The sequence below is a fragment of the Ruegeria sp. CDSC021 genome, assembly GCF_059610845.1.
Map to the genome: position 1 here is coordinate 131,227 of NZ_JBXWOK010000005.1, position 25,960 is coordinate 157,186.

The window sequence follows — 25,960 nt, forward strand, 5'->3', positions numbered from 1 at the left end:
GGGCAGGAGTTTCACAATGCCAATCCAAGCCATCCTGTTCGACAAAGACGGTACCCTGTTTGATTTCGCGGAAACCTGGGGCACGTTCGGGCGCAATTTTTTACTGCGAGTGACGAACGGAGATCATGCCCGGGCGGCCGAGCTTGGGCAGGTGATCGGCTTTGACCTCGAACAGGTTGCCTATTCTGAGGACAGTGTTGTCATTGCGGGCACCGTCGAAGAAATTGCCGAGGTTCTAGAGCCGCACCTCCCGGAAATGCCGCGCGAAGAGTTGGTGGATCTGTTGAATGCCGAATCGGCCTCATCTCCGCAAGCCCAGGCCGTTCCGCTTATCCCGTTCCTTGAGGGGCTGCGTGAGGCAGGGCTGAAACTGGGTGTTGCGACCAATGACGGAGAAATGCCCGCATCCGAGCATCTTTCGTCTGCAGGAATCCGCGAACATTTCGATTTTGTCGCCGGTTATGACAGTGGGCACGGATTCAAGCCAGGCCCGGGTCAACTCTTCGCCTTTGCTCAGCATGTGGGGGTAAACCCAGAAAACATAGCAATGGTGGGCGACAGCCTGCATGATCTGCAGGCCGGACGGGCAGCAGGTATGAAGACGATCGGGGTTCTGACGGGTCTGGCGCGTGCAGAAACGCTCGAAGCGATGGCGGATGTCGTCTTGCCAAACATCGGACATATACCTGCATGGTTGTACGAAAATGCGTGATCGGGCTGTGAATTCGGCGGTTCAGACGTCGAAACCGACATAGCCTGTCGCAGACAGAGCGGCCAACAGTACGCGTTCGGGGCTTGCTTCTAGAAAGCCAAGTTCCGAGGAGTGTCCAATGGCCGACAAGAAAGCACGCAGAGGTCGCAGCGGAGGACGGGCCGGTGCCGCCGAGAGACGGGGCGCAGCGGTTATTGATCAGATGCCGTGGAGCCTTCCGATCAACACCGACAAACCAACCGAACCGTTGGACGAGATTGGCGTTGCGGCGATCCATGAGGGCGCAATGCGGATTCTCGAAGAGATCGGGATCGAGTTCTACAACGAAGAGGCAATCGGAATCCTGCGTGAGGCCGGATGTACGATCAACGGCGACAACGTTCGAATGGGCCGGGACTTTGTCATGGAAATGGTGCGTAAAGCCCCAGCCACCTTTACCATCACACCGCGTAATCCCGACCGCGCAATCGAGATCGGGGGCAAAAACCTGCTGTTCGGAAATGTGTCGTCCCCGCCGAACTACTGGGATATGGAGATTGGCACCAAGGTACCGGGAAATCGCGAGATGTGCCGGAACCTGTTGAAGCTGACGCAGTATTTCAACTGTATCCATTTTGCCGGCGGATACCCGGTCGAGCCAGTGGATATACATGCCAGCGTCCGGCATCTGGATGTTCTCTACGACAAGCTGACTCTGACCGATAAGGCGATGCATGCCTATTCGCTGGGCAAGGAACGCGTCGAAGACGTCATGGAAATGGTGCGGATTGCAGGGGGTCTGAGCCATGAAGAATTCGAAGCCAAGCCGAGGATGTATACCAACATCAACTCGACCTCGCCGTTGAAGCACGATCAGCCCATGATCGACGGTTGCCTGAGGTTGGCGCGGCGCGGGCAGGCGATTGTTGTGACGCCGTTCACCTTGGCCGGGGCGATGGCCCCCGTCACAATGGCCGGTGCAGTAGCGCAATCCCTGGCTGAGGCTCTGTGCGCGATTGCATTGTTCCAATATGTGCGACCAGGGATTCCTTGTGTCATCGGTACGTTCACCTCGAATGTGGATATGAAATCTGGTGCTCCGGCTTTTGGAACGCCGGAATACATGCGGGCGACACAGATGACCGGCCAGATGGCCCGATTTTACGACCTGCCCCTGCGGTCTTCGGGTGTCTGCGCGGCAAACGTTCCGGATGGCCAATCTGTGTGGGAGACCTCGAACTCATTATGGGCGGCGGTGCAATCGGGCACCAACATGGTCTATCACGCTGCAGGTTGGCTTGAGGGTGGCCTGATCGCAAGCCCTGAAAAGTTCATTATGGATTGCGAGATATTGCAGCAAATTCAGCGGTATATGCAGCCGGAATTGACGGCAACCGGCCCTGATGAGATTGCTCTGGATGCGATCCGGTCAGTCGGCAATGACGGGCATTTCTTTGGCATTCAGCACACTCAGGACCGCTATACCACCGCGTTTTATCAGCCGTTTCTGAGTGACTGGAAGAACTATGAGGGTTGGGAAGTCGCAGGAGGCGTCTGGACCGCTGAGCGCGCGCATCACATGTTCAAGGAAATCATCACCAGCTTTGAAGCTCCGGCAATGGATGAGGGCATCCGGGAAGAGCTTGCCGACTTTGTTGCACGACGCAAAACCGAAGGCGGAGCGCCGACAGATTTCTAGCGTAATCTCAGTCACTTCCACTTCGATACTTGCGTGAATTCTATGTGGTGACGCCCGCGTGTTGGGTGTTTGTTAACAAATTTCAGAGCACACTGCGTGAGAAACCAATTTGAGGTCTCTTATGCATGGTCTGATCAACCGGGCGATTCAATCCTTTGTTGCGGTGACCTACGGGCAGCCGTGCTGGATGCGCGTGATGGATTCAGCCGAACTGGGCTTTGCCGAGTTCGAGGCCATGCTTGTTTACGACGATGATATTACCGAGCAGGTATTGGATAAGGTATGCACGGTCCTGAAACGTTCACGAAGTGACGTTCTTGAAGACCTGGGAACGTACCTTGTGTCTCATCCCAACATGGAAGACCTGCGCCGTCTGTTGCGATTTGGCGGTGTCAGCTATCTGGAATTTCTCCATTCGCTTGATGATCTGTCAGACCGGGTCAGATTGGCCGTATCGGATCTAAATCTTCCGGCACTTGAATTGCACGAGCTTTCACCGACGGAATACAGATTGTCCTGCCATCCAGGCCTGCCTGGCTTTTCAAGCGTCATGGTTGGTGTATTGCGCGCGATGGCTGATGATTACGGGGCTCTGGCTATGCTATCGCATGAGGGCCAGCAGGGTGAGATCGAGTTTATCTCAATCGTTCTGGTAGAAAGCGCTTTTTCAGAAGGTCGGCATTTTGATTTAGGGGCGCGAAAAGCATGATGAACACGAATAATCTGGCAGAGCTTTTACAAACCCTGTGCCCAATGTTTTTGCTGGTGAACGAGGATGGGAAAGTGACCCGCGTCGGATCAACCTTGCAAAAGCTGCGCCCTGAAAAGCCGATGGAAGGTCAGAGCTTTCTGGATATCTTTGAGCTGCTTCGCCCTAGGGCGGTTACCACAGTTTCAGGCTTGATGTCCCAGGCCGGCACCAAGTTACAGCTCAGGTTCCATGACGCCCCGCGCACAGCATTGAAGGGCCTTATCGCTCCGCTGCCCGAAGGTAAGGGGGCGGTCATCAATCTGTCTTTCGGAATATCGATTTTGGATGCGGTCCGGGACTATGCCCTGACCAGTGCGGATTTCTCGGGCACTGATCTGGCGATCGAATTATTGTATCTGGTCGAGGCGAAATCGGCAGCGATGGAGGCGTCCAGATCTCTGAACCTGCGCCTTCAAGGGGCGATGCTTGCCGCCGAGGAAAAGGCATTTACAGATACACTGACGGGGCTGAAAAATCGCCGGGCGATGGATGTTCTATTGGATCACATGATCTCGTCCAAATCTCCATTCGCGCTGATGCATCTGGATCTTGATTTTTTCAAATCGGTCAATGACCAATTCGGGCATGCCGCGGGCGACTATGTGTTGCAACAAGCGGCGCGGATCATGGGTGAGGAAACCCGCGGAGACGATACAGTGGCGCGTGTCGGCGGGGACGAATTTGTAATTATATACAAAGGATTGACGGACGAGGGTGTTCTCTCTGCAATCGCCAGCAGGCTGATCGAACGTCTGCGGGAAACTATGATGTTCGACAACGTGTCGTGCCAGGTTTCAGCCAGTATAGGCACGGCGCTTTCGACCCAGTTTCCATCGCTTAAACCGGCTGAGATTTTGCATGCGGCAGACCTTGCCCTGTATGCGGCCAAGCGAAATGGCCGGTCTCGCCACTGTCTATATTCGCAGCTTGTGGATCACTCACACAGATAGGTTTCCCCCTAAAGGAACCGGCAAAGTGTATGTGGTCAGACGACTCTATTTCGATGAAGAAAAAGCTTTGAGAACGGACGCTATGTGTTGCTGCACCAGTGGCAGTTCACCCACAACCGGTAAAACCTGTCCCTTGAACTTGGCCTTGCTTAATTCTTGCGGCACATCCTCAAGAACATGGCCACCCGTGCAGGCAAAAAATGGCAAACACAGGGTTTGGGCGCCGGTTCCTGCGGCGGCCACAGAAATCGAAGGGGCCTCTTCGACAAACCCAAGGCGCAGGGATCCAAGTGGTATCAGTTGCAACAAAGCGTCGCCGAATGCCGTTGCAACGGCGGAAGGGTTTCTGCTGCGGCCCGATCCATGCGCAGCGATCACAAGGTCCGTTTCTTGTGACCGCCAGTCTTTGTCCTGCAGCGTTCCCTCAAGGGTTTGCGCGACCAACTGGGGCAATTTCGGGTCCGCGCCCAAGGGATCCAGAATAGGGTTTCGGCGGTCACCAATACGTTTCGGCAGCACATCTGTGACAAACCACCCTTTGGCCATGAATAGGGGATAGATGACGGCGTTGCCGGGAATCTTGTCCAGTGTGCTGTCAAGTGCCCCGGGGGCTGCCAGCGTTGCAGAATGAACCGAAACACCGGCACACAGGGCATTTACATCGGCCGCATAAGCCGCCAAGGCCGCTTCGGCTGGTTCTGGGTCAGAAGGTTGGCCATGGGTAACGATAAGGGCGTGTGTCATAAATCTGTCCTGTCCGCTTTAGCGATAGGTGCGCCGCGTCGTGTAAAAGTCAATCCGCCTGCGGCACCGTCAGCCCAATAGGGTCAGCCAAAACCAGACGCTCAGGATAGATACTGCCGTCCCCAACAGAACAGAGGATGCAGCAACCCGTTTGGCGCGGCCATAGATGTTTGCAAAGATATAGGCGTTGAAACCAGGGGCCATGGCGGCTGTCATCACTCCGGACCGGAATAGATCCTGTGGCAGTCCAAGGGTGGATCCGAAAAGCCAGAAAAGGCTCGGGTGCAGCAGCAGAGAAACGCCGCAGACAAAGGCGATCGCCCTTAGGTCACCTTCGGGTCTGTATTTAACCAGAACGCCCCCAAGCGCGAATAGCGCGCCGGGAAGGGCCGCGCGGGTCACCAGGCCAAGGGCATCATCTACAACGGCTGGCACGCCGAGCCCGGACAGATTTACGATGAAACCCAGTGAGATCCCGACAATCAGAGCGTTGCGAAACATCGCGGTCAGGACCGAGCGAACCATTCGCGATCCTCCGTGGCCTCGGTTCCGGATCACCTCCATTACCGTGATGCCTAGGCCGTAACAAAACGGCGAGTGAAAGGCGATGACGGCATAATTGCCCGTAAGGCTTTCAGGGCCATAAGCCCGTTCAGTAATCGGCAATCCCAGCAGGACGGAATTGGAGAACAGGCAGCAAAAACCGATTGCGACGCAATCTTCCCATTCGCGGTTGAAGATCAGTCGCGCGCCGAACAGGCCGGCACAAAAGCAAAGCGCAGCAGCAGAGTAAAAGCTGATCAACAGCTTGGGATCAAAACTGACACTGAGGTCGAGATGTGAAATCGCAAGAAACAGAAGGCAGGGGATTGCAAAACCCTGAGTGAACTTCATCAGGCCATCAATGTGGTTTTCCTTGAAGTATCCAAGAAGAGTGGAGACGTAACCGGCTCCAATAACAAGAAAAACTGGAAGGATGACTTCAATGAGATTTTGCAGCATGTCAGCGTTCCGCAACAGTTATTCGCGCGGGAAAGGATATCTGCATGATCTCGGCCAGGGCTCTACAGAGCCTGATGTATCACCATGCCGTCATAAGCAGGGGTGATGTTGTCTGCGGTTTCTGCGTCGACCGTGGCATAGTCAAGATCGATATGCATGTTGGTCAGAACCGCGGTTTTTGGTTGCAACAGGTCGATCCAGCCAAGGGTCTTTTCCAGATGCGCATGGGTCGGGTGCGGGGACCGGCGCAGCGCGTCGATCACCAGACAGTCCAGACCCTCTAATGTGGTCCAGGCATCGTCATATATCTCTGCCACGTCCGGCAGGTAGGCCAGATTGCCCATTTTGAAACCAAGTGCGTCGATTGATCCGTGGTTCACCTTGAAGGGGTGAAACGGGATAGGGCCTCCGGGGCCAGTGATCTCGAACGGGCCGTCGATTGTCTTTAGATTGAGGATCGGCGGGTAGGGTGAGTTTTCGGGTTGGATGAAGGCATAGCCAAATCGGCCCAAAAGATCATTCTGGGTGTCACCATCAGCCCAGACCGGCACCCGTTCGCGCATGTTGAAGACGATCATGCGCAGGTCGTCAATGCCGTGGACGTGGTCGGCATGGGAATGGGTATAGACCACCCCGTCCAACCGCCCGGTGCCGGTGTCCAGCAGCTGGCTGCGCATGTCAGGCGTTGTGTCGATCAGAACCGAGGTGGTGCCTTCGGGCCCGTCACGTTCGACCAGCATCGAGCAGCGGCGGCGGATGTTCCTGGGGTTTTCGGGGTCGCAGTCGCCCCAGTGACCGCCAAGACGTGGCACTCCACCTGACGAGCCGCAGCCCAAAATGGTGCAGCGCAGCGTGGTCATGCCGCCGCCTTGTAAGAGGCGACCTTGGTGAAAAGTCTTTCGAAATTGGCCTGCGTCTGCGCCGCGAAATCGGCATAGCCCATGCCAAAGACCTCCGCGCCTTTGCGGGCGGTGTGGGCGGTATAGGCCGGTTCATTCCGTTTGCCGCGAAACGGGGGCGGCGCCAGATAGGGCGCGTCGGTTTCAACCAGGATGCGGTCTACTGGCGCATTTGCGAAAATATCGCGCAATTCCTGGCTTTTGGGAAAAGCGGCGATGCCCGACATGGACAGGTAAAACCCAAGATCCAGGGCGGACTGTGCCAGCTCGGCCGAAGACGAAAAACAATGCATCACACAGGAATAGGGGGCATTGCCGTGTTCTTCGGCCAGAATGCGGGCCATGTCTTCGTCCGCCGCGCGCGCATGAATGATCAAAGGCAGTCCGGTACGCTGGGCGGCCTCGATATGAACGCGCAGGGATTGCTGCTGAACCTGCGCACTGTCGGCGGTATAGTGATAATCCAGCCCGGTTTCACCGATACCAACAAACTTGGGGTGCTGTGACAGTGCCACCAGCTCGTCCACAGTTGCCATCGGTTCATCGGCTGCACTCATCGGGTGCGTGCCTGCCGCGTAGAATACCGGCGCGTGAGCCTCAGCTATGGCGCGCACAGTGGGCTCGTTCCTCAGCCTGGTGCAGATCGTCACCATCCGGGTCACACCGGCTTCGGCCGCATTTGCGACGATCAGGTCCAACTGTCCTTCAAAATCGGGGAAGTCCAGATGGCAATGGCTGTCGGTGATTTGGGGGGTGTCGCTCATCTGTTCTGACCGGCGGTTTCCTGTATCTTGAACACCGTATCTAGGACCAGAGCGGCAGGGTCAAGGTTCACCGCCTGCCCGTGGCGGGCGCGGGCGGTGATCTGGGCTGCGGTTTCCGCCCAAAGGCGTGCCTGCTCCGGCGATCTGGACAAACGGGACAGGATATCACCTTCGTTCGGCGCGGCCTCTGGCGATGGCGGAGCACCAGTCGCACCGGTCACAGCAAGACGTGACAAGGCAATGTCGATCAGCGTCAACAGCAACTCGAACCGTTCGGCTGCTCCGCGCTGTGCGGCAGCCTCGGCCAGAGCCAGAGCGCGTTGTCTGTCCAGCCGGGGCAGGGTGCCCAGGATCACGATGAGCTCGGCATATATTTCGAGTCCGCTCAGATTTATCAGGCGGACGGCGTCCCCAACGGACCCGCTGGCCAGAGCGGCCAGATGGTCGGGGTTTCCAGTCAGCTCAACCCCGGTCTGGGTCAGTGCGGCGTTCATATCTTCCGCGTTCAGCGGCGAAAGGCGCAAGGTACGGCACCGGGATCGGATCGTGGGCAAAAGGCGCGACGGCTGATGCGAAATCAACAGCAGCGTCGTCCTCGCAGGCGGTTCTTCGAGCATTTTCAGCAATGCGTTGGCGGCGCTGATGTTCATCTCGTCAGCGGCATCGACGATGACGACACGGCGGCCCCCATCGGCCGAGGACAGGCCGAAGAACTTCCCAAGTTTGCGAATGTCGTCCACAACGATTTCATTCTGCAACCTGCCCTGATCGTTCACGGATCGTTTGATGGCGGCCAGGCCAGGCTCGGCACCAGCCAGAATTCGATGAACAACCGGGTGATCTGGTGGAATCTCAAGCGTTTCAGGGGGAGGTGGCGCGCCAAACAGCCCATCCTCTTCGACAGCCGGGGTCGCCAGCAGAAACCGCGCGATCCGCCAGGCCAGCGTCGCCTTGCCCACACCTCGGGGGCCGGTCAGCAGCCAGCCATGGTGCAGGCGATCAGAAGCATAAGCGCAAAGAAAGGCCTGCTCGGCCTCTGCCTGCCCAAACAGATGTGGCGTTTCGCGCGGATGAAGGGCACCGGGTGCCTGATCCGGGATCGGGATGTCGTTGTTCATCAATCGTCCGTCACAAGGCTTGCACGACGATATCTGTCACATCGCGGGCAACACTGTCCATGTCCCTGTTGCCATCGACCAGGCGAAACCGGTCGGAAAATTCATCCGCCAGTTCCAGAAAACCGGCCCGCATCTTCTGTTGTAGGTGAATGCCGAAATCCTCGAACCGTTCTTCGGTGCCCTGCCGGCCCTTGGCCCGAGAGAGGCCGGTTTCAGGATCCATGTCGATCAACACGGTCAGATCCGGTTCACGTTTGATCATCAGCTTATGCAACTGATCGACCAAACCACGCAGGTCGCCGCGTGATAGGCCCTGATACATGCGGGTGCTATCGGCGAAACGGTCGCAGATGACGATCTTGCCCGCAGCCAAAGCGGGTTCAATGGTGCGTTCCAGATGGTCGCGCCGCGCAGCAGTGAAAAGCAGGATTTCCGTCTCAGCTGACCAGCGATCGGGATCGCCTTCAAGAACCAGTCTGCGGATTTCCTCGGCCCCGTCAGAGCCGCCAGGTTCACGCGTTAGAACGACATCATGCCCGAGCCCGCGCAAATGCTCGGCCAGCATACGCGCTTGCGAGGATTTGCCTGATCCATCGATACCTTCGAAAGTCAGAAATAACCCGCCTGCCGTCACATCGCGCCCAACGGGTTACCAATGACATCTTTCGCGACAATGCCGCCAACTGTCATAATCCGCACGAAGAAACCGCCCTTTTCGACGCTTTCCGCTGCAACCAGGGGTCTACGGATCTCGGGCAGGCCATCGGGTTTGATGACAAGCTCAGCGATTTCCTGTCCTTTGGCGATGGGGGCCTCAAGCGGACCGTCATAGACTATTTCTGCCTCAACATTCTTATCCCCGAGAACAGGCAGCAGCAGTGTCAAATCCTCATGCGGGACAAGATCAACCGTTTTCGAAGTGCCCATCCAGATATCGGCTTGTCCTATCGGTTTTTCTGCTTCGGCAAGCTGCCTCTCGACAAAATTGCGAAACGACCAGTTAACGACGGCCTCAGCCTCCTCTGCGCGGCGGGCGACGCTGTCGAGCCCCGACAAAACGAAAATGACCCTGCGATCCCCCTGCTGTGCCGATCCTACAAGGCCATAGCCCGCTTCTTGCGTGTGGCCAGTCTTTAGCCCATCTGCACCAATCCCAAGTTTCAGTAAGGGATTCCGGTTACGCGAATTTGACGGCACCCGGTTGTCGAATTCGAACTCTTCCTCGGCGAACAGAGGGTAATATTCGGGAAAGTCGCTAATCAGATGGTCGGCCAGAATGGCGAGGTCATGCACAGACATCATGTGGCCTGCGGCTGGCCATCCGTTCGAATTCGCAAAGTTCGAATTATTCATGCCCAGCTGTTGCGCGCGTTGGGTCATGAACCGGGCAAACCCAGCTTCGGTTCCGTCCGGGCTGAGGGCTTCGGCGATAACAACACATGCGTCATTTCCTGACAGGACTATGATCCCGCGCAGCAGGTCTTCGACCCGGACACGGTCCTGCGTGTTCAAGAACATACTTGAGCCCTTATAGCTGGTCGCATGTTCGGAAACCGGAAGTTCCTCATTCAGTTCCAGGCGACCGTCCCGCAGCGCTTCGAATGCTACAAACAGGGTCATGAGTTTGGACATGGACGCGGGCGGCAACGGCTGGTCTGCGTCTTTGGACAAAAGAACGGTTCCTGTCGTTTGGTCCATGACATAGGCAGCACGGGCTTGCGTATCGAAAGCTTGTGCGGGCAGGGCAAACATAGCCAAACTGAGGGTCAGTACAGATGATCGAAATGAGGACAGCACGAGGGGGACCTCCTTTTGCTTAATTCTTCACGGTATAGGCGTCAGAAAAGCCCAGATCTTTGACGTCGCTTTGCATTGCGTTTCGTTCCGCCCGCGTCAAAGCAGGACCAACGATCACCCTCCAAACGGTTTTGCCATTGGCTTCGAGTTTTTGAACTTTCGCAGGCAACCCGTTTCGCCGAATTTTCTCGGCAGCACCTTCGGCATTTTCTTCAACTGTGAAAGTGCCCACCTGAATAAACGGTTTTGAAAGCGATGAAACGGAGGCAGCCTCAGTGCTGGCTGCGGTTGCTGCCGGGGTAGGGGCGGCCTCTTCGATGGCCGCTGCAGCGCCCTCAATCGGGTCCAGAGGTGTTTCGGTGATTTCGTCGGCAGACTTCTTTTGCCACCATTTACGCTTCGGTGCAGCCTCGGTTGGCGGCGTGACAGTGGGATCGGTCAGATTTGCGGTTGGTGCTGGCTCAGGCGCCGCCTCGATAATCTCTGTTGCCACCTCATCGGCCTTTTCTGCGGTTTCAGCCACGGCTGCAGCTGTCGCAGCACCAGCTGCGGCAACTGGAGCCTTCTTTTGCCACCATTTACGCTTGGCTGGTTTATCAATGTCTTCGGACACATCTGCCGTGGTCTGGCTATCGGTTTTCTTTTCCTGAGGTTCAACCGCCTCAGCAGTTGGGGTCTCTTCGGGTTCAGCGACCTCTTCGGGCTCAGGAGCTTTTTCTTCTACTTTCTCGGCAGGCTTGCGCCGCAGGGCAACAACTTCAACCCGAGTCGGTGCGCCTGCGAGGATACCCAGTTTCGCGGCGGCAGTCGAAGACAGTTGCAGCGCAGGGCCCGGCAAGTTGCGTTCGCGGCGGAAAAGTGCGCCGGTTACGGATTTGTTGTTCTTTGTATTCGTTATCCGAACACGTTCAGGCTGTGTAACGTCCGGGTGCGCGACCCAGATTCCGCCCAACGAGGGGCGCCCATCCCACAAACCGGCTTCGGTGACCTTGAAGACATCAGGAGCTTCAACATCATCACGCGCGTTCCCTGTCGTTTTGGGAAACAGCTCTAATTTGCCGTCGTCCTGCACGCTTTCGTCCGCCTGCTCGGTGGATGTTCCACCCGATGTCAGGGCCTCGTCGCACCCTGACAGAGCCGCAACTGTTATTACCAGAACCGCCAGTGCCCGCGGTTTTGCGCGTGTCGTGGTCGCTCGATCCATATTTGCAATCCCTTGCCTGTAAGGGGCCTCTTTCATCGTACCCCGCCGCCGATCGCTGGTTCTGAACTGCCAGCCTGTCACGGTCTTTCACGCAAAGCATAGCCTGCACGTTCGGCCATGGAAAGTCTGCTGCACAGGCTTCGGCAAGATTTCCCTATTTGGTCTTGCCACCGTTTAAAGATAGCCTTAGACCCGGCCCCACGCGGGGAGGTGGCAGAGTGGTCGAATGCGGCGGTCTTGAAAACCGTTGGGCGTGAGAGCGTCCCCAGGGTTCGAATCCCTGTCTCCCCGCCACTCATACCTGTCTCACTTCAGTTGTGTTTTCTGATCCGGAATTGCGCTGCAATTCCCGCGAGTTGGCGCATGCGCTTTCAATCAGAGACGGAGCAAACCGTACACTCAGAACGCAATTCAGGCCTCAGTCTCAGTGGCGCATTTTGGCGGGGTCGCTTTGGGAGGGATTTCCCTGATACTCGGCAATTTACAGGGAATTTTCGTGAGATGGGTCTGGAACCCAGAGTTTCTCCTCTCAGAAATGTATGTTTTTCAGAGGTCTATGCTGCAAATTCCCAAAAAGGTGGAGCAGGGAATTGTTCCGTCGGATCAGGGAGGGCGAACCTTGTAGCAGGGACGAAGGACTTGGAGATGTCAGAAGCCGAACAGGCGTTCCTGTTCGGACCAATCAGGTGCGTGGGTCACGCTGACCAGTCAGATGAGGCTGCTCAGCCATGGTGCCTGAGAACCCGATCAAGAACGCTTACTTCGGCGAAACTCATGTATATACTTCGTTTTCACTTGATGCCTACATTGGAGGTGCACGCCTGACACCTTCGGACGCGTATCGCTTCGCGAAGGGTCAACCTGTCTCGGTAAACAACGTGCAGCGCAGAATCGGTCGACCTCTGGATTTTGCGTCCATTTCCGTTCATGCAGAATTTCTTGGCGAGATGCTCTCAACGCAGATCCCATCTGCTCCAGGGCATTACCAAGAAGCTGCTGGCTCTACACTGTTGGCCATCCCACAAAACTCCAACGGAAGCAAAGGCTTGATGTTTGAGCCGATCGACAATGCCGGAAATCCAATCACGCGCGAATATGCCGAGCGCCGCGCCAAGTGGGAGCCGTTGATCGAAATGATGCAGATCAAAGGCAATTCCGAAACCCATCCCGGCGTGTCGCCTAACGATGAATTTGCGAACTTCGAGAATGCAGAGAGTATCGCTGCATTCAGTGAACGTTTCTTTCGCACCGATGGCTTCGTCCGTTGGGCTGCGACTAAAGGGCTCGACTATGAGCAGAAGCTAGGTGCGAACCCTTGAAAACTTGGTTTCATCGGAGGCACAGACAATCATAACGGTACCCCAAGTGATGTCGATGAGGCGACTTATAATGGCAGCCATGGTGTTGCCGACGGTACTATCGAACAACGCCGCGAAGGCGAGATAGACGGCTGGTTGCTTGGCCCCGACGCCAACCCGGGCTCGCTCGCAGGCGTCTGGGCGTCCAAGAACACACTTGGTGCGATTTTTGACGCGATGCAAAGCCGCGAAACCTTCGCCACATCAGGCCCTAGGATACAGCCGCGTTTCTTTGGCGGTGCAATACTCCAAAGCAACAACGATCCCGTGAAGCTTGTAATGGACGGTTATGCCAACGGCGTGCCGATGGGCGGTTCTCTGACAGCTTTGAACGGCTCACCAAATTTCGCGGTGCACGCATTAAAAGATCCGATCGGAGCCAACTTCGATCGCGTACAAATCATCAAGGGTTGGGTCGATGTGGGCGGATCGCCGCAAGAACGTATCATAGATGTAGTGTGGTCAAGAGATCGCGTGCCGGACGTGAATGGCAAGCTGCCGCCCATTGGCAATACGGTTGATCCTGAAACTTCGACTTACAGTAACGCAAACGGAGCTGCGGAGTTGTTTGGTCATTGGACAGACGACGATTTTGATCCTGGCCAACATGCTCTGTACTACATGCGCGTCATCGAAATACCAACTCCACGCTGGACGACGTATGACGCCGTCCGCCACGGCTTGCCGCTCCTTGAGGATGTCGCGGTGTGGATATAAGAACGAGCATAGATTTCGCCAATTTGGTATTCACCGGAGCAGTAGCCCACGGTCTTGTCAGAAGAACTTTGCTTGAGCGGGGCAGGGCGGTTGCGTAGTTTTTGCACATGACCAAACCTGCCTCTTTTAAAAACTTCAAGACCAGTCCCGAGATCATCCGCCTTGCTGTGATGCTGTATATTCGATTTCCGCTCTTCCGTTTCGACGACGCGAACGCGCGACGCAACGGTTCAGGCGCATGCGAAGTTTACGGAAATTCGCTGCCGTTCATTCTTCCGTCTAAAACCACTTCAACCAAGAAAGATCGCTCACCAGCCGAGACACCTTCAAGCTGACCCGCGCCGCCGCTCTTAGCGAGTGGCGTCAACTTTGTTCCGGATAAGAATTGCGTCCCTCGCGTACTGATCCGATGCCAAGGATAAGGTCGGCGCATCGTTCGCCAAGCATCATGGCAGGTGCGTTTGTGTTGCCGGCGTTGATGTCGGGCACTGCGGACATGTCGCACACCCGTAAGCTCTCGATCCCGCGAACGCGCATTCTGGCGTCCAGCACTGCCATTCCGTCGCCGTCCCGGCCCATTTTGGCAGTGCCCGCCGGGTGATAGTTGGTTTTTACGAATCTCTTGCAATGTGCTCGCAGCGTCTGGTCGTCGTCCGCTATCGGAATGACGATTTCGCGGATCCTTTGTGCAAGCGGGCCCGACGTGAATGCCCGACGAAAGAACCGCTGCCCCCGGATCATCTCTTGCATGTCGTCCTCATGCTTCAGAAGGTTGGGCGAAACCACCGGCATAGCTTGAGGATCGGCCGAGCGAAGCCGAACCTCTCCGCGTGATTTCGGTTTGACCACGACGGTCGTAACGGTCACGCCAAAGTCATCCTGCACCTCGTCCAGCGCGTCGCGATCCAGATAGACGATGGGCACGCAAAAGGCTTGAATGGTCGGTTCTCCATCAGGAACCGACGGATTGACGAAGGCACCAGCTTCGACCCCGGCCGAAGTCACTGGGCCGCTGCCGAAAAGTTTGAACTGTATGCCGTTGCGAAGCATCCGCCAGCCATCACCTTGTTTAAAATATCCGTATGGACCGTTGGCAAAGGCGGTGATGGGAACTTCGGGGTGGTCGATCAGGTTCTGACCGACCCCAGGCAGTGGGCAGACCACAGGAATACCGTGTTCGGCAAGATGTGCATCCGGTCCGATACCCGAAAGCATGAGGATTTTCGGCGTGACCAGAGCGCCCGCCGCAAGGATAACCTCACCATCACACCGGACGGTGTGGAACCCGCCTTTGTCGCGATACTGCACCCCGACGGCCTTGTCGCTTTCGATGATGACTTTTCTGACCGTGGCGCCAAGCCGTATGGTCAAGTCCGGGTTCGTCTCGAGAGGGGCGAGGAAAGCATAGGCTGACGAGCTGCGCTTTCCAGCGCGATTGGTGAACTGATAGAACCCGACACCGCGCTGTGTTGCGCCGTTGAAGTCCGTGTTGAATGGTTCACCAAGGGCCTGCACCGACTGAACGAACCAACGGGACATGTCGTCGATATACCCCGGATCAGAGACCTGCACCGGACCATCGCTGCCATGCAGGTAATTATGAAGCCTGTTGTTGTCTTCAATCCTGCGGAAATAGGGCAGCACATCATCCCATCCCCAGCTGACCCCGTCGTTGGTCTGTCGTAGCAGGTCGTTCCACGCGTCATAGTCAGAAGGGCGGCCGCGCATATAGACCTGCGCATTCACTGACGACCCGCCGCCCAGTACGTTGGCCTGCGGAATCTCATGCACGCGGCCGTCCAGGTGGTCCTGCGGTTCGGTCTGGTGGTAGGTCATGAACTTGGACCCGTTGATCATCTTGAAAATACCCGGCGGCATGTCCAGCAATGGATGGTGGTGCGAATGCCCGGCCTCCAGCACCAGAACCCTGCACTTGCCCTGGTTGACCAGTCGGGCGGCGGCTGCGGCACCGGCTGAGCCGCCGCCGATGACGATGTGATCGAAGGTTTCCGTCATGATGTCGCCTTCAGGTCCGGCGTTTGGGTTCTCTGATCGAGTCGCGCTCGACCAGTTCGCATTCAAGCTTCACGAGTGGGTGCCTCTGACCATCCGTCGGCCCGTGGAATAGCTGTTCGACGACCCAGCGTCCCATCGCCCGGGTGGGAAGAATCATCGAGGTCAGTGGCGGCGAAAGGTGTCGCGCGGTTTCGTCATCGTCAAATCCGATGACCGAGATGTCCTCGGGGATGGACAGGCCAAGTTCCTTGAGTGCCTCATAGCAACCGATTGCCATGCGGTCATTCTGACAGAAAATGGCGGTTGGCGGAGAGGGCAGGTCCATCAATTCGCGCGTGGCGGCATATCCGGCGCTGGGCAACCAATTGCCTTCGACAACCAAGTCCTCGTCGAATGGAATGTCGGCGGAAGCCAAGGCGTTTCTATACCCGGTCGTTCGTCCCGCGGCGCATTCCATGAACGGCTCGCCGGTGATAGTGGCGATTCGTTTGTGCCCGGCCTTGATCAGGGCGTTGGTCGCCGTATGTCCAGCAGCGACTTCGCCGGGGATCACCGCAGGAAACGAGAGGTCGTCGCAAAAGCAGTTTAGCAGCAGAACCGGGGTTGCGGCCTGCGTGAGGATTTCCGGAACGACCACCCGCCGGGTGAAAACAGTTGCGTAAACGATGCCCGCAACCTGTTGGTCGAGGAAATACTTAAGCGTTCTGGGTTCGACCTCTGGGTCGTTTTGGGTTTCTGCCAGCAATACAAGATTTCCGGTGTCCCGAACGGCCTGTTTCACGCCGCTAAACGCGTTTACCATTTCGGGGCTCGACGCCAGATCGTCCACGACAAAAGCGATGGTGTCGTCTAGTGCCGAGGGTCGGCGCGCGCTGTCTTGGGGTTTCCTGAGTTGAGAGGGCATGGCGTATCCAAGCGTATTGGCGGCATCCAGGACTCGTTGCTTTGTGTCCTCGGAGATTTTGACGGAATCGTTCTTGTTCAGAACCAGCGATACTGTCGTTTGTGAGCATCCAGCGACGCGTGCAATGTCGTGCATCGTTATGCGCTGTCGGCCCGCGACTCGTCCTACACCCCTGTGTTGTCCGGCCTTGTTCGCTTGATCGTTCATCGCTCAACCTTTTTGTTCGTATCCTTTTTACCGATTATGCGGAGGACGTGCAACTAATATTAGCGGATAGTAATTAATATTAGTGTTGACTAAATAATAATATTAGTGTTTTGATCGGTGGTGCGGTCGCCATTGTGGTTTGACCGAGCAAGCGCGGGAGGCGAAATTGCGGTCTGTAGTGGGGGAGTTGGGTCAAGTCGTTCGGCATTCGATGTTCATCGATGGCCGCTTTGTCGACCTTGACGCGGACACGGTTGTTGTCGAAAACCCTGCGAATGAAGAGATCGTTGCGCTAGTTCCAGATGGCGCCGCCGCTCACGCGGATGCGGCGGTCGAAGCGGCCCATCGGGCTTTTGGCTCGTGGTCCTCGCGCCCGGCGATCGAGCGGGCTCGACTGGTCCTGAGGCTCGCTGAGGCCGTCCGGATCGACGCCGGTCGTTTGGCTGCTCTGATCACCGCCGAGCAGGGCAAGCCGATCTCGCAAGCCCGAGGTGAAGTGGATGCTGCCGTCACCTTTCTTTGCCATGCGGCTGAAGAGGCCCGGAGGATTTCGGGTGACATAGTTGCGTCGGACAACGAGTCCGAGGAAATCCAGATCCGGCGTCATCCTTATGGCGTTGTTGTTGCGTTGACGGCCTGGAACTATCCGTTGGCATTGGCCGCCAGGAAGGTCGGACCCGCGCTAGTCGCGGGCAACACCGTAGTTCTGTTGGGGCACGAAATCACGCCGCTATCCGGTCTTGCGGTCGCCGAGCTTGCCAACAAGGTCGGGTTTCCGCCCGGTGTTCTTAATGTTCTGACAGGCAAGGGGCCGGTGGTAGGGCAGCGGTTGGTCGAACACCCCGATACGTCACTGATCACGATGACCGGCAGCACACGCGCCGGGAAAGAGATTTTTCGCGCCGCGGCCAACCGGATCAAGGTTGTTCGGCTCGAGCTTGGCGGTAAGGCTCCGTTCATCGTGATGGAGGATGCGGATATTGACGCCGCCGTTTCGGCCGCCATTGCCGCCCGGTTTGCCAATTGCGGCCAGATTTGCACCTGCAACGAGCGTATGTATCTGCATCGCGGCATTGCGGATCAGTTCTTGGAAAAATTCGTGTCCGCGGTCCGCGCTTTGTCGATCGGGGAACCGATGGACGACTGCGATTTGGGTCCCAAAGTCAGCAAGGCCGAAGTGACCAAGGTCGCCGAGATCATCCAGCGCAGCATCGCCGAAGGCGCCACGGTTCATCTTGCAGGTGGGCCCCTGACGGACGGGGCGCACCATAAGGGGCACTGGATGTCCCCGACGGTTCTTGAGGTCTCAGACAACAGCAATGCCGCGATGCAAGAGGAGGTCTTTGGCCCCGTGGCAACAGCCATGCGAGTAGATGATTTTGATCAGGCGATAGACGTAGCGAATGACACATCATTCGGGCTGTCTGCCTATCTCTTTACGGCATCGCACCGGCGATTGATGGAGGCCCCGAGCCGTTTGAAGTTCGGCGAACTGTATCTGAACCGCTCCAATGGCGAGGCCGTGCAGGGATTTCATACCGGTTGGGGTATGTCCGGGGTTGGGGGTGAAGACGGCGCATATGGCTTCGATGGCTATCTGAGGAAACAGACGACTTACATGAATTGGGCATGACCTAAAACTCGCGGTCAAAACGTTGGCGACCGCACCAATGGAGGAGGAATAACCATGAAACGCAGAACTCTTTTGATCTCGACGGTTGTCGCGGGTGCGCTGTTGGGCACGACTGCGATTGCGCAGGATCTGCCACAGCTTGAGCAGAAGGAGCGCTACAAAGTTGGCTTTGCGCAGATGGAGTCGAACAATCCGTGGCGCATTGCCGAGACCAAATCGTTCCATGACACGGCCGAGGCCTGCGGCTGGGACCTTATCGCGACGGATGCAGCTGGATCTGCGGCCAAGCAGGTTGCGGATGTGGACAGCATGATCGCACAAGGCATCGACGTTCTGTTTCTGCCTCCAAGGGAAGAAAAGCCACTGATTCCGGCGGTTATGAAAGCACGCGCCGCCGGCATTCCGACTTTTCTCGTGGACCGCTCGGTTGATCCGACCGTCGCCAAGCCAGGCGAGCATTTCGTAGCATTCCTGGGATCGGACTTCATTGATCAGGGCAACCGGGCCGCGCAATGGCTGATGGAAAATTTCGACGGCGACAAGGGCGTCATCGTCCAGTTGGAAGGCACAACTGGTTCTTCACCTGCAAATGACCGTAAAAAGGGTTTCGACGACGCGATCACAGCGGACGACCGCTTTGAGATCGTGGCTTCTCAGACCGGTGACTTTGCGCGCGACATGGGTCGTCAGGTGATGGAAACCCTGCTGCAGGCGCACCCCGATGTGAACGTGGTCTACGCCCACAATGACGAAATGGCGATCGGCGCGATCCAGGCTCTGGAACTGGCCGGCCGCAAGCCTGGCGAGGATGTGACCATCGTTTCGATCGACGGGACACGCGATGCTCTTCAGGCCATCATCGATGGCAAGATGGGGGTCACGGTGGAAAGCTCGCCCTTCTTCGGTCCTCTGGCTTGTGAAATCATGAAGAAATACGCGGCTGGCGAGACGATCCCGGAATGGGTGAAAGTCGAAGATCGCATCTTTACCAAAGACAATGCGGCTGATCACATCGACGAAGCTTATTGATTCTCCCTGGTGGGTGGTGCTGGCCTGTGGTCGGTGCCGCCTGCAAGCAATCGGAGGAAGACATCTTATGAATGCGCTCGTCTCGATGTCAGGAATTGAAAAGTCCTTTGCCGGCGTACCGGCACTGAGCCAGGCCAGTCTGGAGATCGCACTTGGCGAGGTTCATGCGCTGATCGGTCAGAACGGTGCCGGCAAATCGACGATGATCAAGGTTCTGACCGGAGTTTACGATCGGGATGCCGGCGACGTCCATTTGGCGCGTGGGCCTAGCCGCATTTCCACCCCGCGCGAAGCGCAGGAATCCGGAATTGCCACGATCTATCAGGAGCTCAACCTGGTTCCGCTGCGGTCAGTGACCGAGAACATTATCATGGGGTACGAGCCCAAACGTCTCGGTTTGGTCGACTGGCGCGAGGGCAACAGGCGCGCACGCGAGGTTCTTGCGCGCTTTGGCATAGAAATTGACGTGACTGAGCCGCTAGGAAATTTCTCGACTGCGATCCAGCAGTTGGTTGCGATTGCGAGGGCTGTTTCTCTTGACGCGAAGCTGGTCATTATGGACGAGCCGACGTCGTCGCTTGATGCCAGCGAGGTCGAGGTTCTGTTCGGTGTGGTGCGCGAGTTGAAGAAACAGGGCGTGTCCGTTCTGTATGTCTCGCATTTCCTCGATGAGCTGTTCCAGATCTGCGATCGGGTCACAACGATGCGCGACGGGCGCACTGTCAGCACTCGCAATGTCCAGGACACGACCAAGCTGGAAATGATCGCGGACATGCTGGGCCGCAACAAGGACGAGATTGCGGCAGACGGTTTGACGGACTTCGCCGGCGCCAAGGCTAAGAAAGGCGATATCGTTCTGCGGGCCGACTCTGTTTCGACAGGCCCACGACTGACGCATTTCGACCTCACGCTCCACCGCGGGGAAATCGTTGGGTTGGGCGGGTTGCTGGGCTCTGGCCGGACTGAGGCGGCGCGCGCTTTGTTCGGCGTGGACGGAGCACTCAGCGGCGCAATCGAGATACACGGTGCGGTCGGGCAACCGTCCGGACCGGGTGAAGCGATAGCAAACGGGGTCGGCTTTCTGACCGAAGATCGCAAGGCCGAAGGGATTATTCCCGACATGTCCGTGCGTGAGAACATAACGTTGGCCCTTTTGCCGAAACTAGCCAGCCGTGGTCAGATCGATTTTGCCCGCGAGCGAGAGATCGTTCAGGCCTTCATCGACGATCTGGGCATCAAGGCGGCGCATATGGACCAACCCATTCGCGAGCTGTCCGGCGGCAACCAGCAGAAGGTGCTGCTTGCCCGTTGGCTGGCGACGCAGCCCGACATCCTGATACTCGATGAGCCGACCCGAGGCGTGGATGTCGGCGCCAAGCGAGAGATCCAATCGTTCATTCGGTCTTACGTCGAGAAGGGGTTTGGCGTGGTCCTCATTAGTTCAGAATTCGAAGAACTGGTAGAAGGCGCCGACCGCATCGTGGTCATGCACGAGGGGCGCTCGGTCAAGGAACTGACCAACCCCGGGATTACCGAGAACATACTGGTGCGCGCGCTTGCGCATCATGAAGGAGGATCTGGTTCATGGACCGAGCAATGAAGTTGCCGCAACGGGTCGCCTCAATGCCCTTCCGCTTTCATGGCGGCATCGCCGCGTTGGTCGCCCTGCTGGTGTTCAACGCGTTTTTCACCCCCAATTTCCTGCAGATGCAGACCCTGTTCGTGAATATCAGCCAGGTTGCCACGATCGCCATCGTGGCCATGGGTATGACGCTGGTCATCGCCACGGGTGGAATTGATCTGTCGGTTGGCGCTGTCATGGCTCTGGCGGGGGCGTTGGCCCCGCTGATCTTTCTGTCGGATCTGGGCGCCGCCAATCCGATGCTTGGCGTCATTTTGGCCATTGTCCTGCCACTGTTCGTCGCGGGTTTATGCGGGGTATTCAACGGCGTGATGGTTGCCGTGTTGAACGTGCAGCCCATTATTGCGACGCTCATTCTTTTCATCTCGGGTCGCGGTATTGCCCAGGTTTTAACGAATGGCAACCTGCAGACATTTTCAAACCCTTCATTCAGTTATCTTGGAACCGGCAAGGTGCTTGGCTTGCCGTTCCAGGGTTGGCTGGCGCTGGCCATTGCCTGTGTGCTGTTCTGGGTGATCACCAGAACCACTTGGGGCCGCTACCTGCTGGCGATCGGCGGCAATGAACGCGCGGCCTATCTGGCCGGTGGTCCCGTCCGGCGGGTCAAGATCGGGGCCTATGTCATCTGCGCGGTGCTTGCGGGCTTGGCTGGTCTGATCGTGGTTGCGATCAACTCGGCCTCGGACGCCGCGCGCAACGGCAATCTGATGGAGCTTGACGCCATCGCGGCCGCTGTCGTTGGCGGGGCTCTTTTACAAGGCGGACGGGCGCCGATCTTTGGTGCCATACTGGGAGCCGTCATCATCCAATTGGTCAAATATACATTGCTGGCCAACGGGGTAGAGGACGAAGTTGCACTGATCGCCAAAGCGGTCATTATTATCCTGGCCGTCTGGGTCCAGCAGTTCCGGAGGGCTTGATCGATGTTGGATGAAACGGCTTTTGACCTGCGAAAGTACCTTCGGCGCAATTCGGCTTCGGTGACGGTGTGGATCGCACTGCTGGCTTTGATCCTGTTTGGGCTGATGCGCTATGACAACTTTGGCAGCGCCTACAATTTCTCGTCTTTCCTGAACTACAACGCGATGTTCATCGCGATTGCGCTGGGTATGTGTTTTGTGATCATGACCGGCGGGATTGATCTGTCGGTTGGATCCGTTGCGGCCTTTACGTCGGTTGTTGCGGCCTATCTCAGCCCATACGGGATTCAGGTTGCGCTGCCGGGGGCCGTGCTTGCCGGGGTGGGCTTCGGAGCGATCAACGCCTTTTGCATCATCATCCTTCGGATTCCGCCCTTCATCGCCACGCTGGCCACCATGCTGGCCGCAAAAGGCGGCGCACTGGTGATTTCGGGCGCCCAGACAATTTCGGTTGATTGGGGGTCGAACTTCACCAAGCTTGGCATGGGGCAGGCGTTTGGTCTGTTTCCATGGGCAATAGTCATAGTGGCCGGACTGACGCTGGTACTGTGGCTGGTGCTGGAAAGAACAACCATCGGGCGGACCGTCTTGGCGATCGGTGGCAGCGAGGATGCCTCGAACCTCATGGGTCTGAAGGTGAATCGCGCCAAGGCTTTCGTCTACCTGCTTTCGGGCGGCTGCGCAGGGCTGGCTGGCGTCTTTCTGGCCTCGGGTTTTGGAGCCGGACAACCCCTTGAGGGCATCGGATGGGAATTGTCGGCCATCGCGTCCGTTGTTGTGGGCGGTACCTTGTTGACAGGTGGGATGGGTTCGATCCCTGCGACCGTGGCCGGAGCGCTTTTGCTGGGTCTGGTGTTCAACGTTCTGAACTTTGAAAACGGTCAGGGGACCATCAGTTTCAGCGCCTATTGGCAGATGGTCATACGTGGAGGCTTTCTTTTTGTGGTCATCCTCTTACAGTCTCGGGTTATTGCCAGGCAGCAGAAGGTCTTGGGTTCGTGAATCGCATAGAAAGTGTTTCAGCGCGGCTGTTCAACGTCCCGCTCGCCGAAGTCCTGGTCGATGCCAAACATGGCGATCACACGTTCTTTCAATTGATCACCGTTACCATTCAAACGTCGGATGGGGTTGAGGGGGTTGGGTATACCTATACGGGCGGCAAGGGCGGTCATGCCATCTTGGCGATGATCCAGCATGATCTAGCGCCGTTCCTGGTTGGACAAGGCGCCGAACAGATCGAAAGCCTGTACGATGCCATGCAATGGCATGTGCACTATGTGGCACGGGGTGGGATCGCCTCGTTCGCCATTTCGGCCGTGGATATTGCCCTTTGGGACATTCGCGGCCGAACGCAGAATGCACCACTATGGCAAATGGCTGGTGGAGCGTCCAAACGGTGCAAGGCCTACGCCGGCGGGATCGACCTGAATTTCTCGTTGGAGAAACTGCTGTTGCAGACCGAAGGCTACCTTGCGCGTGGGTTCAACGCGGTCAAGATCAAGGTCGGTCAACCGGATCTGGCCGATGATCTGGCGCGGGCCCGGGCGGTGCGCGAAATGTTGGGGCCGGACCGGTTCTTCATGGTCGACGCGAATTACTCAATGAGCGTCGAGCAGGCCATCGTGGCAGCCCGAGGGTTCGCCGACTGCGATACCCTGTGGTTCGAGGAACCGACAATTCCAGACGATTACAAAGGCTATGGCCGAATTGCCGAAGCCACGGGCGTGCCCCTTGCTATGGGTGAAAACCTGCACACGATTCACGAATTCGAGTACGCCTTTGATGACGCGAAGCTGAGTTTCATCCAGCCCGATGCCTCAAACTGTGGCGGGATTACCGGCTGGTTGCGCGTGGCCGCGCTGAGCGCCCAGCACGGCATTCCGGTTTGTAGCCATGGCATGCAGGAGCTGCACGTCAGCCTTGTTTCTGCGCAGCCCAATGCGGGTTGGCTGGAAGTACACTCATTCCCGATAGACCAGTACACGACCCGTCCGCTGGTCGTGGAAGACTGCCTGGCCGTGGCCCCGGATACGCCGGGGACCGGAGTGGAATTCGACTGGGACAAACTGAATGCGGAACACAGGGAGATGCATACATGACGACCCAGACGATCTCTGCGGCGTATTACAGGGGCAACAAGAGCTTTGCCGTGGAACAGGCTCAGGCGACGGCACCGGGCCCCGGCGAGGCCGCCATTCGCGTTGCCTATTGCGGGATTTGCGGGACGGATATGCACGTCTACCACGGCAACATGGATGCCCGTGTCGGCCTGAACCGGGTAATTGGGCATGAGATGTCCGGTGTCGTAGAAGCGGTGGGCGAGGGCGTCGATACGATAAAGCCCGGCCAAAAGGTCGTCGTCCGACCGCTTGATCACTGCGGCGAGTGCCCGGCCTGCAAACGGGGGCATCAGCATATCTGTCAGAACCTCAAGTTTCTCGGCCTCGATACCGATGGTGCCATGCAAGAGATCTGGACCGTTCCGGCCCACACCTTGCACGTTCTACCGGATGAATTGCGCATGGATCACGCGGCGCTGATCGAGCCGGTCGCCGTTGCCTGCCACGATGTGCGCTTGTCTAGCCTGCAATCTGGCGAGGACGTCGTCGTCATCGGCGGCGGCCCGATCGGCATCCTGGTTGCCATGGTTGCGCGGGACGCGGGCGGAAACGTCGTGATTTCCGAAGTGAACCCAAACCGCTTGGCCATTGCCGAAAAGCTTGGTTTTGACACGATCAACCCAATCGAAACCGATCTGGTGGCCACGATCAACGGGCGCACGGGCGACAAAGGGGCGGATGTAGTTTTCGAGGTATCGGGAACGCAGCCCGGTGTTGATGCGATGACAGCCGTTGCCGCGACGCGGGCCCGGATCGTGATGGTCGCGATCCATGCTCAAAAACCCAAGATCGACCTCTTCCAATTCTTCTGGCGAGAGCTGCAACTGATCGGTGCTCGGGTCTATGAGCCGGAGGATTACGAGAAGGCGATCGCAGTTGTCGCCTCGGGCGGAGTGGACGCGGATGTCGTGATCACTGATGTCAGCCCTCTGGCAGACATTCAGGCCGCGTTCGAAGCACTGGATCGCAGCCCAACCGCAATGAAAAGCCTGATCGAAGTAGGACCGCGTTCATGAGTGTTTTGCAAAGTTTCGACCTGACGGGAAAAACGGCCCTTGTGACCGGATGCAAACGCGGCATCGGGCGCGGCATGGCCGAGGCATTGGCATCGGCTGGAGCAGACATCATCGGAGTGTCCGCCTCGCTCGAGCTGTCCGGCTCGGAGGTCGAAAAAGCCGTCACCGCGATGGGGCGCAGTTTCCGGGCTTACCAATGCGACTTCTCGGACCGCTCTGCACTGCATGGGTTTATTGATCAGTTAAGAGCCGATGGACAAACCCCTGATATCCTTGTCAACAATGCCGGAACAATCAAACGCAAACCTGCCGCCGAACACCCGGACGACTGGTGGGACGAAGTGATTGAGGTCAACCTGTCCTCTCAGTTTGTTCTGTCTCGCGAGATCGGCAAGGACATGCTGGCGCGCGGCTCGGGCAAGATCATCTTCACCGCCTCGCTGCTGACGTTTCAGGGCGGCATCACCGTTCCCGGATATGCGGCCTCGAAAGGTGGGATTGGACAGCTGACGAAGGCCCTGGCCAATGAGTGGGCCGGGCAGGGTGTGAACGTGAATGCAATCGCCCCCGGCTACATCGCGACCGACAATACCCAAGCCCTGCAGGACGATCCGGTCCGATCAAAGTCGATTCTGGAACGAACACCCCAAGGCCGTTGGGGTACGCCTGGTGATTTTGCCGGACCTGTAGTCTTTTTGGCTTCTGCAGCGTCGGACTACGTCAACGGTGAAATCCTTGTTGTCGACGGGGGCTGGATGGGGCGGTAACACCGTCAACGC

The 25,960-nt window shown here is 57.4% G+C and carries 22 protein-coding genes, 1 tRNA gene and 3 pseudogenes; 16 read left to right on the top strand and 10 right to left on the bottom strand.

The annotated features are described in order from the left end of the window. Positions 1-16: 16 nt before the first annotated feature. The 4 genes from AC2FGB_RS10380 (at position 17) to AC2FGB_RS10395 (ending at position 4,091) form a co-directional block, all read left to right on the top strand. Positions 17-712 carry an HAD family hydrolase gene (locus tag AC2FGB_RS10380; RefSeq protein ID WP_271950155.1) on the top strand — a complete coding sequence of 232 codons (696 nt, stop codon included), beginning with the start codon at positions 17-19 and terminating at the stop codon, positions 710-712. Positions 713-830: 118 nt separating this feature from the next. Continuing rightward, positions 831-2,390 (top strand): trimethylamine methyltransferase family protein, encoded by a 1,560-nt coding sequence (locus AC2FGB_RS10385; protein ID WP_281994861.1) that lies wholly within the window; start codon positions 831-833, stop codon positions 2,388-2,390. 121 nt (positions 2,391-2,511) lie between these two features. Further along, a complete protein-coding gene (locus AC2FGB_RS10390) occupies positions 2,512-3,099 on the top strand; it encodes a heme NO-binding domain-containing protein (protein ID WP_271950151.1) in 588 nt (195 codons plus the stop codon). Further along, entirely contained in the window at positions 3,096-4,091 is a 996-nt protein-coding gene (locus AC2FGB_RS10395; protein WP_496693922.1) for a diguanylate cyclase domain-containing protein, read from the top strand. Before AC2FGB_RS10390 ends, AC2FGB_RS10395 begins: the two co-directional genes overlap by 4 nt. Positions 4,092-4,136: 45 nt before the next feature. Here the strand turns inward: AC2FGB_RS10395 and AC2FGB_RS10400 are convergent, their stop codons facing one another. From AC2FGB_RS10400 to AC2FGB_RS10435, 8 genes are all read right to left on the bottom strand, one after another. Further along, positions 4,137-4,835, bottom strand: coding sequence for a CbiX/SirB N-terminal domain-containing protein (locus AC2FGB_RS10400; RefSeq protein ID WP_496693921.1), 699 nt, complete (start codon positions 4,833-4,835; stop codon positions 4,137-4,139). A 69-nt stretch (positions 4,836-4,904) separates the two neighbouring features. Next, positions 4,905-5,837, bottom strand: a complete 933-nt coding sequence (locus AC2FGB_RS10405) for an AEC family transporter (RefSeq protein WP_142634838.1) — start codon at positions 5,835-5,837, stop codon at positions 4,905-4,907. 62 nt (positions 5,838-5,899) lie between these two features. Continuing rightward, positions 5,900-6,697 carry an MBL fold metallo-hydrolase gene (locus AC2FGB_RS10410; protein ID WP_271950144.1) on the bottom strand — a complete coding sequence of 266 codons (798 nt, stop codon included), beginning with the start codon at positions 6,695-6,697 and terminating at the stop codon, positions 5,900-5,902. Beyond that, the gene (locus AC2FGB_RS10415) at positions 6,694-7,500 is read right to left on the bottom strand and encodes a TatD family hydrolase (RefSeq protein ID WP_496693920.1); all 807 of its coding nucleotides are present in this window, start codon (positions 7,498-7,500) and stop codon (positions 6,694-6,696) included. The genes AC2FGB_RS10410 and AC2FGB_RS10415 overlap by 4 nt, the downstream gene beginning before the upstream one ends. Next, positions 7,497-8,618: a DNA polymerase III subunit delta' gene (locus AC2FGB_RS10420; protein ID WP_496791777.1), complete on the bottom strand. Its 1,122-nt coding sequence runs from the start codon at positions 8,616-8,618 to the stop codon at positions 7,497-7,499. Before AC2FGB_RS10420 ends, AC2FGB_RS10415 begins: the two co-directional genes overlap by 4 nt. Before the next feature lie 10 nt (positions 8,619-8,628). Then, positions 8,629-9,252, bottom strand: coding sequence for a dTMP kinase (gene tmk / locus AC2FGB_RS10425; protein ID WP_496693918.1), 624 nt, complete (start codon positions 9,250-9,252; stop codon positions 8,629-8,631). After that, entirely contained in the window at positions 9,249-10,370 is a 1,122-nt protein-coding gene (locus AC2FGB_RS10430; RefSeq protein WP_281972839.1) for a D-alanyl-D-alanine carboxypeptidase family protein, read from the bottom strand. The genes tmk and AC2FGB_RS10430 overlap by 4 nt, the downstream gene beginning before the upstream one ends. 64 nt (positions 10,371-10,434) lie before the next feature. Then, positions 10,435-11,619: an SPOR domain-containing protein gene (locus AC2FGB_RS10435; protein WP_496693917.1), complete on the bottom strand. Its 1,185-nt coding sequence runs from the start codon at positions 11,617-11,619 to the stop codon at positions 10,435-10,437. Between the two features lie 204 nt (positions 11,620-11,823). Between AC2FGB_RS10435 and AC2FGB_RS10440 the strand changes: the two genes are divergently transcribed. The 4 genes and pseudogenes from AC2FGB_RS10440 to AC2FGB_RS10455 all read left to right on the top strand — a co-directional run. After that, positions 11,824-11,913: transfer RNA gene (locus AC2FGB_RS10440), tRNA-Ser, on the top strand. A 434-nt stretch (positions 11,914-12,347) separates the two neighbouring features. Continuing rightward, positions 12,348-13,694 (top strand): annotated as a pseudogene (locus tag AC2FGB_RS10445) (DUF3604 domain-containing protein). Positions 13,695-13,801: 107 nt separating this feature from the next. Then, a pseudogene (locus AC2FGB_RS10450) lies at positions 13,802-13,888 on the top strand (IS6 family transposase); the annotation flags it as partial. Continuing rightward, positions 13,882-14,076, top strand: a pseudogene (locus AC2FGB_RS10455) (IS6 family transposase); the annotation flags it as partial. The pseudogenes AC2FGB_RS10450 and AC2FGB_RS10455, both read left to right, overlap by 7 nt. On the opposite strand, the gene AC2FGB_RS10460 reads toward AC2FGB_RS10455, so the two are convergent. Together AC2FGB_RS10460 and AC2FGB_RS10465 are read right to left on the bottom strand one after the other, a co-directional pair. Continuing rightward, complete coding sequence (locus AC2FGB_RS10460; protein ID WP_496689772.1) at positions 14,058-15,710, bottom strand: GMC family oxidoreductase; 1,653 nt, start codon at positions 15,708-15,710, stop codon at positions 14,058-14,060. The pseudogene AC2FGB_RS10455 and the gene AC2FGB_RS10460 overlap by 19 nt on opposite strands. Positions 15,711-15,720: 10 nt before the next feature. Then, positions 15,721-16,821 carry a LacI family DNA-binding transcriptional regulator gene (locus AC2FGB_RS10465; protein ID WP_246097150.1) on the bottom strand — a complete coding sequence of 367 codons (1,101 nt, stop codon included), beginning with the start codon at positions 16,819-16,821 and terminating at the stop codon, positions 15,721-15,723. 166 nt (positions 16,822-16,987) lie between these two features. On the opposite strand from AC2FGB_RS10465, the gene AC2FGB_RS10470 reads away from it, so the two are divergent. The 8 genes from AC2FGB_RS10470 (at position 16,988) to AC2FGB_RS10505 (ending at position 25,948) form a co-directional block, all read left to right on the top strand. Further along, entirely contained in the window at positions 16,988-18,454 is a 1,467-nt protein-coding gene (locus AC2FGB_RS10470; RefSeq protein WP_221929474.1) for an aldehyde dehydrogenase family protein, read from the top strand. Between the two features lie 54 nt (positions 18,455-18,508). Next, entirely contained in the window at positions 18,509-19,483 is a 975-nt protein-coding gene (locus tag AC2FGB_RS10475) for an ABC transporter substrate-binding protein (RefSeq protein ID WP_496693916.1), read from the top strand. A gap of 67 nt (positions 19,484-19,550) precedes the next feature. Then, positions 19,551-21,083, top strand: coding sequence for a sugar ABC transporter ATP-binding protein (locus AC2FGB_RS10480; protein ID WP_496693915.1), 1,533 nt, complete (start codon positions 19,551-19,553; stop codon positions 21,081-21,083). Further along, positions 21,068-22,045, top strand: coding sequence for an ABC transporter permease (locus AC2FGB_RS10485; protein WP_271946110.1), 978 nt, complete (start codon positions 21,068-21,070; stop codon positions 22,043-22,045). The genes AC2FGB_RS10480 and AC2FGB_RS10485 overlap by 16 nt, the downstream gene beginning before the upstream one ends. A gap of 3 nt (positions 22,046-22,048) precedes the next feature. After that, the gene (locus AC2FGB_RS10490) at positions 22,049-23,047 is read left to right on the top strand and encodes an ABC transporter permease (RefSeq protein WP_142634806.1); all 999 of its coding nucleotides are present in this window, start codon (positions 22,049-22,051) and stop codon (positions 23,045-23,047) included. Further along, positions 23,044-24,144 carry a mandelate racemase/muconate lactonizing enzyme family protein gene (locus AC2FGB_RS10495; RefSeq protein ID WP_496693914.1) on the top strand — a complete coding sequence of 367 codons (1,101 nt, stop codon included), beginning with the start codon at positions 23,044-23,046 and terminating at the stop codon, positions 24,142-24,144. Before AC2FGB_RS10490 ends, AC2FGB_RS10495 begins: the two co-directional genes overlap by 4 nt. After that, positions 24,141-25,181: a zinc-dependent alcohol dehydrogenase gene (locus AC2FGB_RS10500; protein ID WP_496693913.1), complete on the top strand. Its 1,041-nt coding sequence runs from the start codon at positions 24,141-24,143 to the stop codon at positions 25,179-25,181. The genes AC2FGB_RS10495 and AC2FGB_RS10500 overlap by 4 nt, the downstream gene beginning before the upstream one ends. Further along, complete coding sequence (locus tag AC2FGB_RS10505) at positions 25,178-25,948, top strand: SDR family oxidoreductase (RefSeq protein ID WP_093961700.1); 771 nt, start codon at positions 25,178-25,180, stop codon at positions 25,946-25,948. The genes AC2FGB_RS10500 and AC2FGB_RS10505 overlap by 4 nt, the downstream gene beginning before the upstream one ends. Positions 25,949-25,960 lie beyond the last annotated feature (12 nt).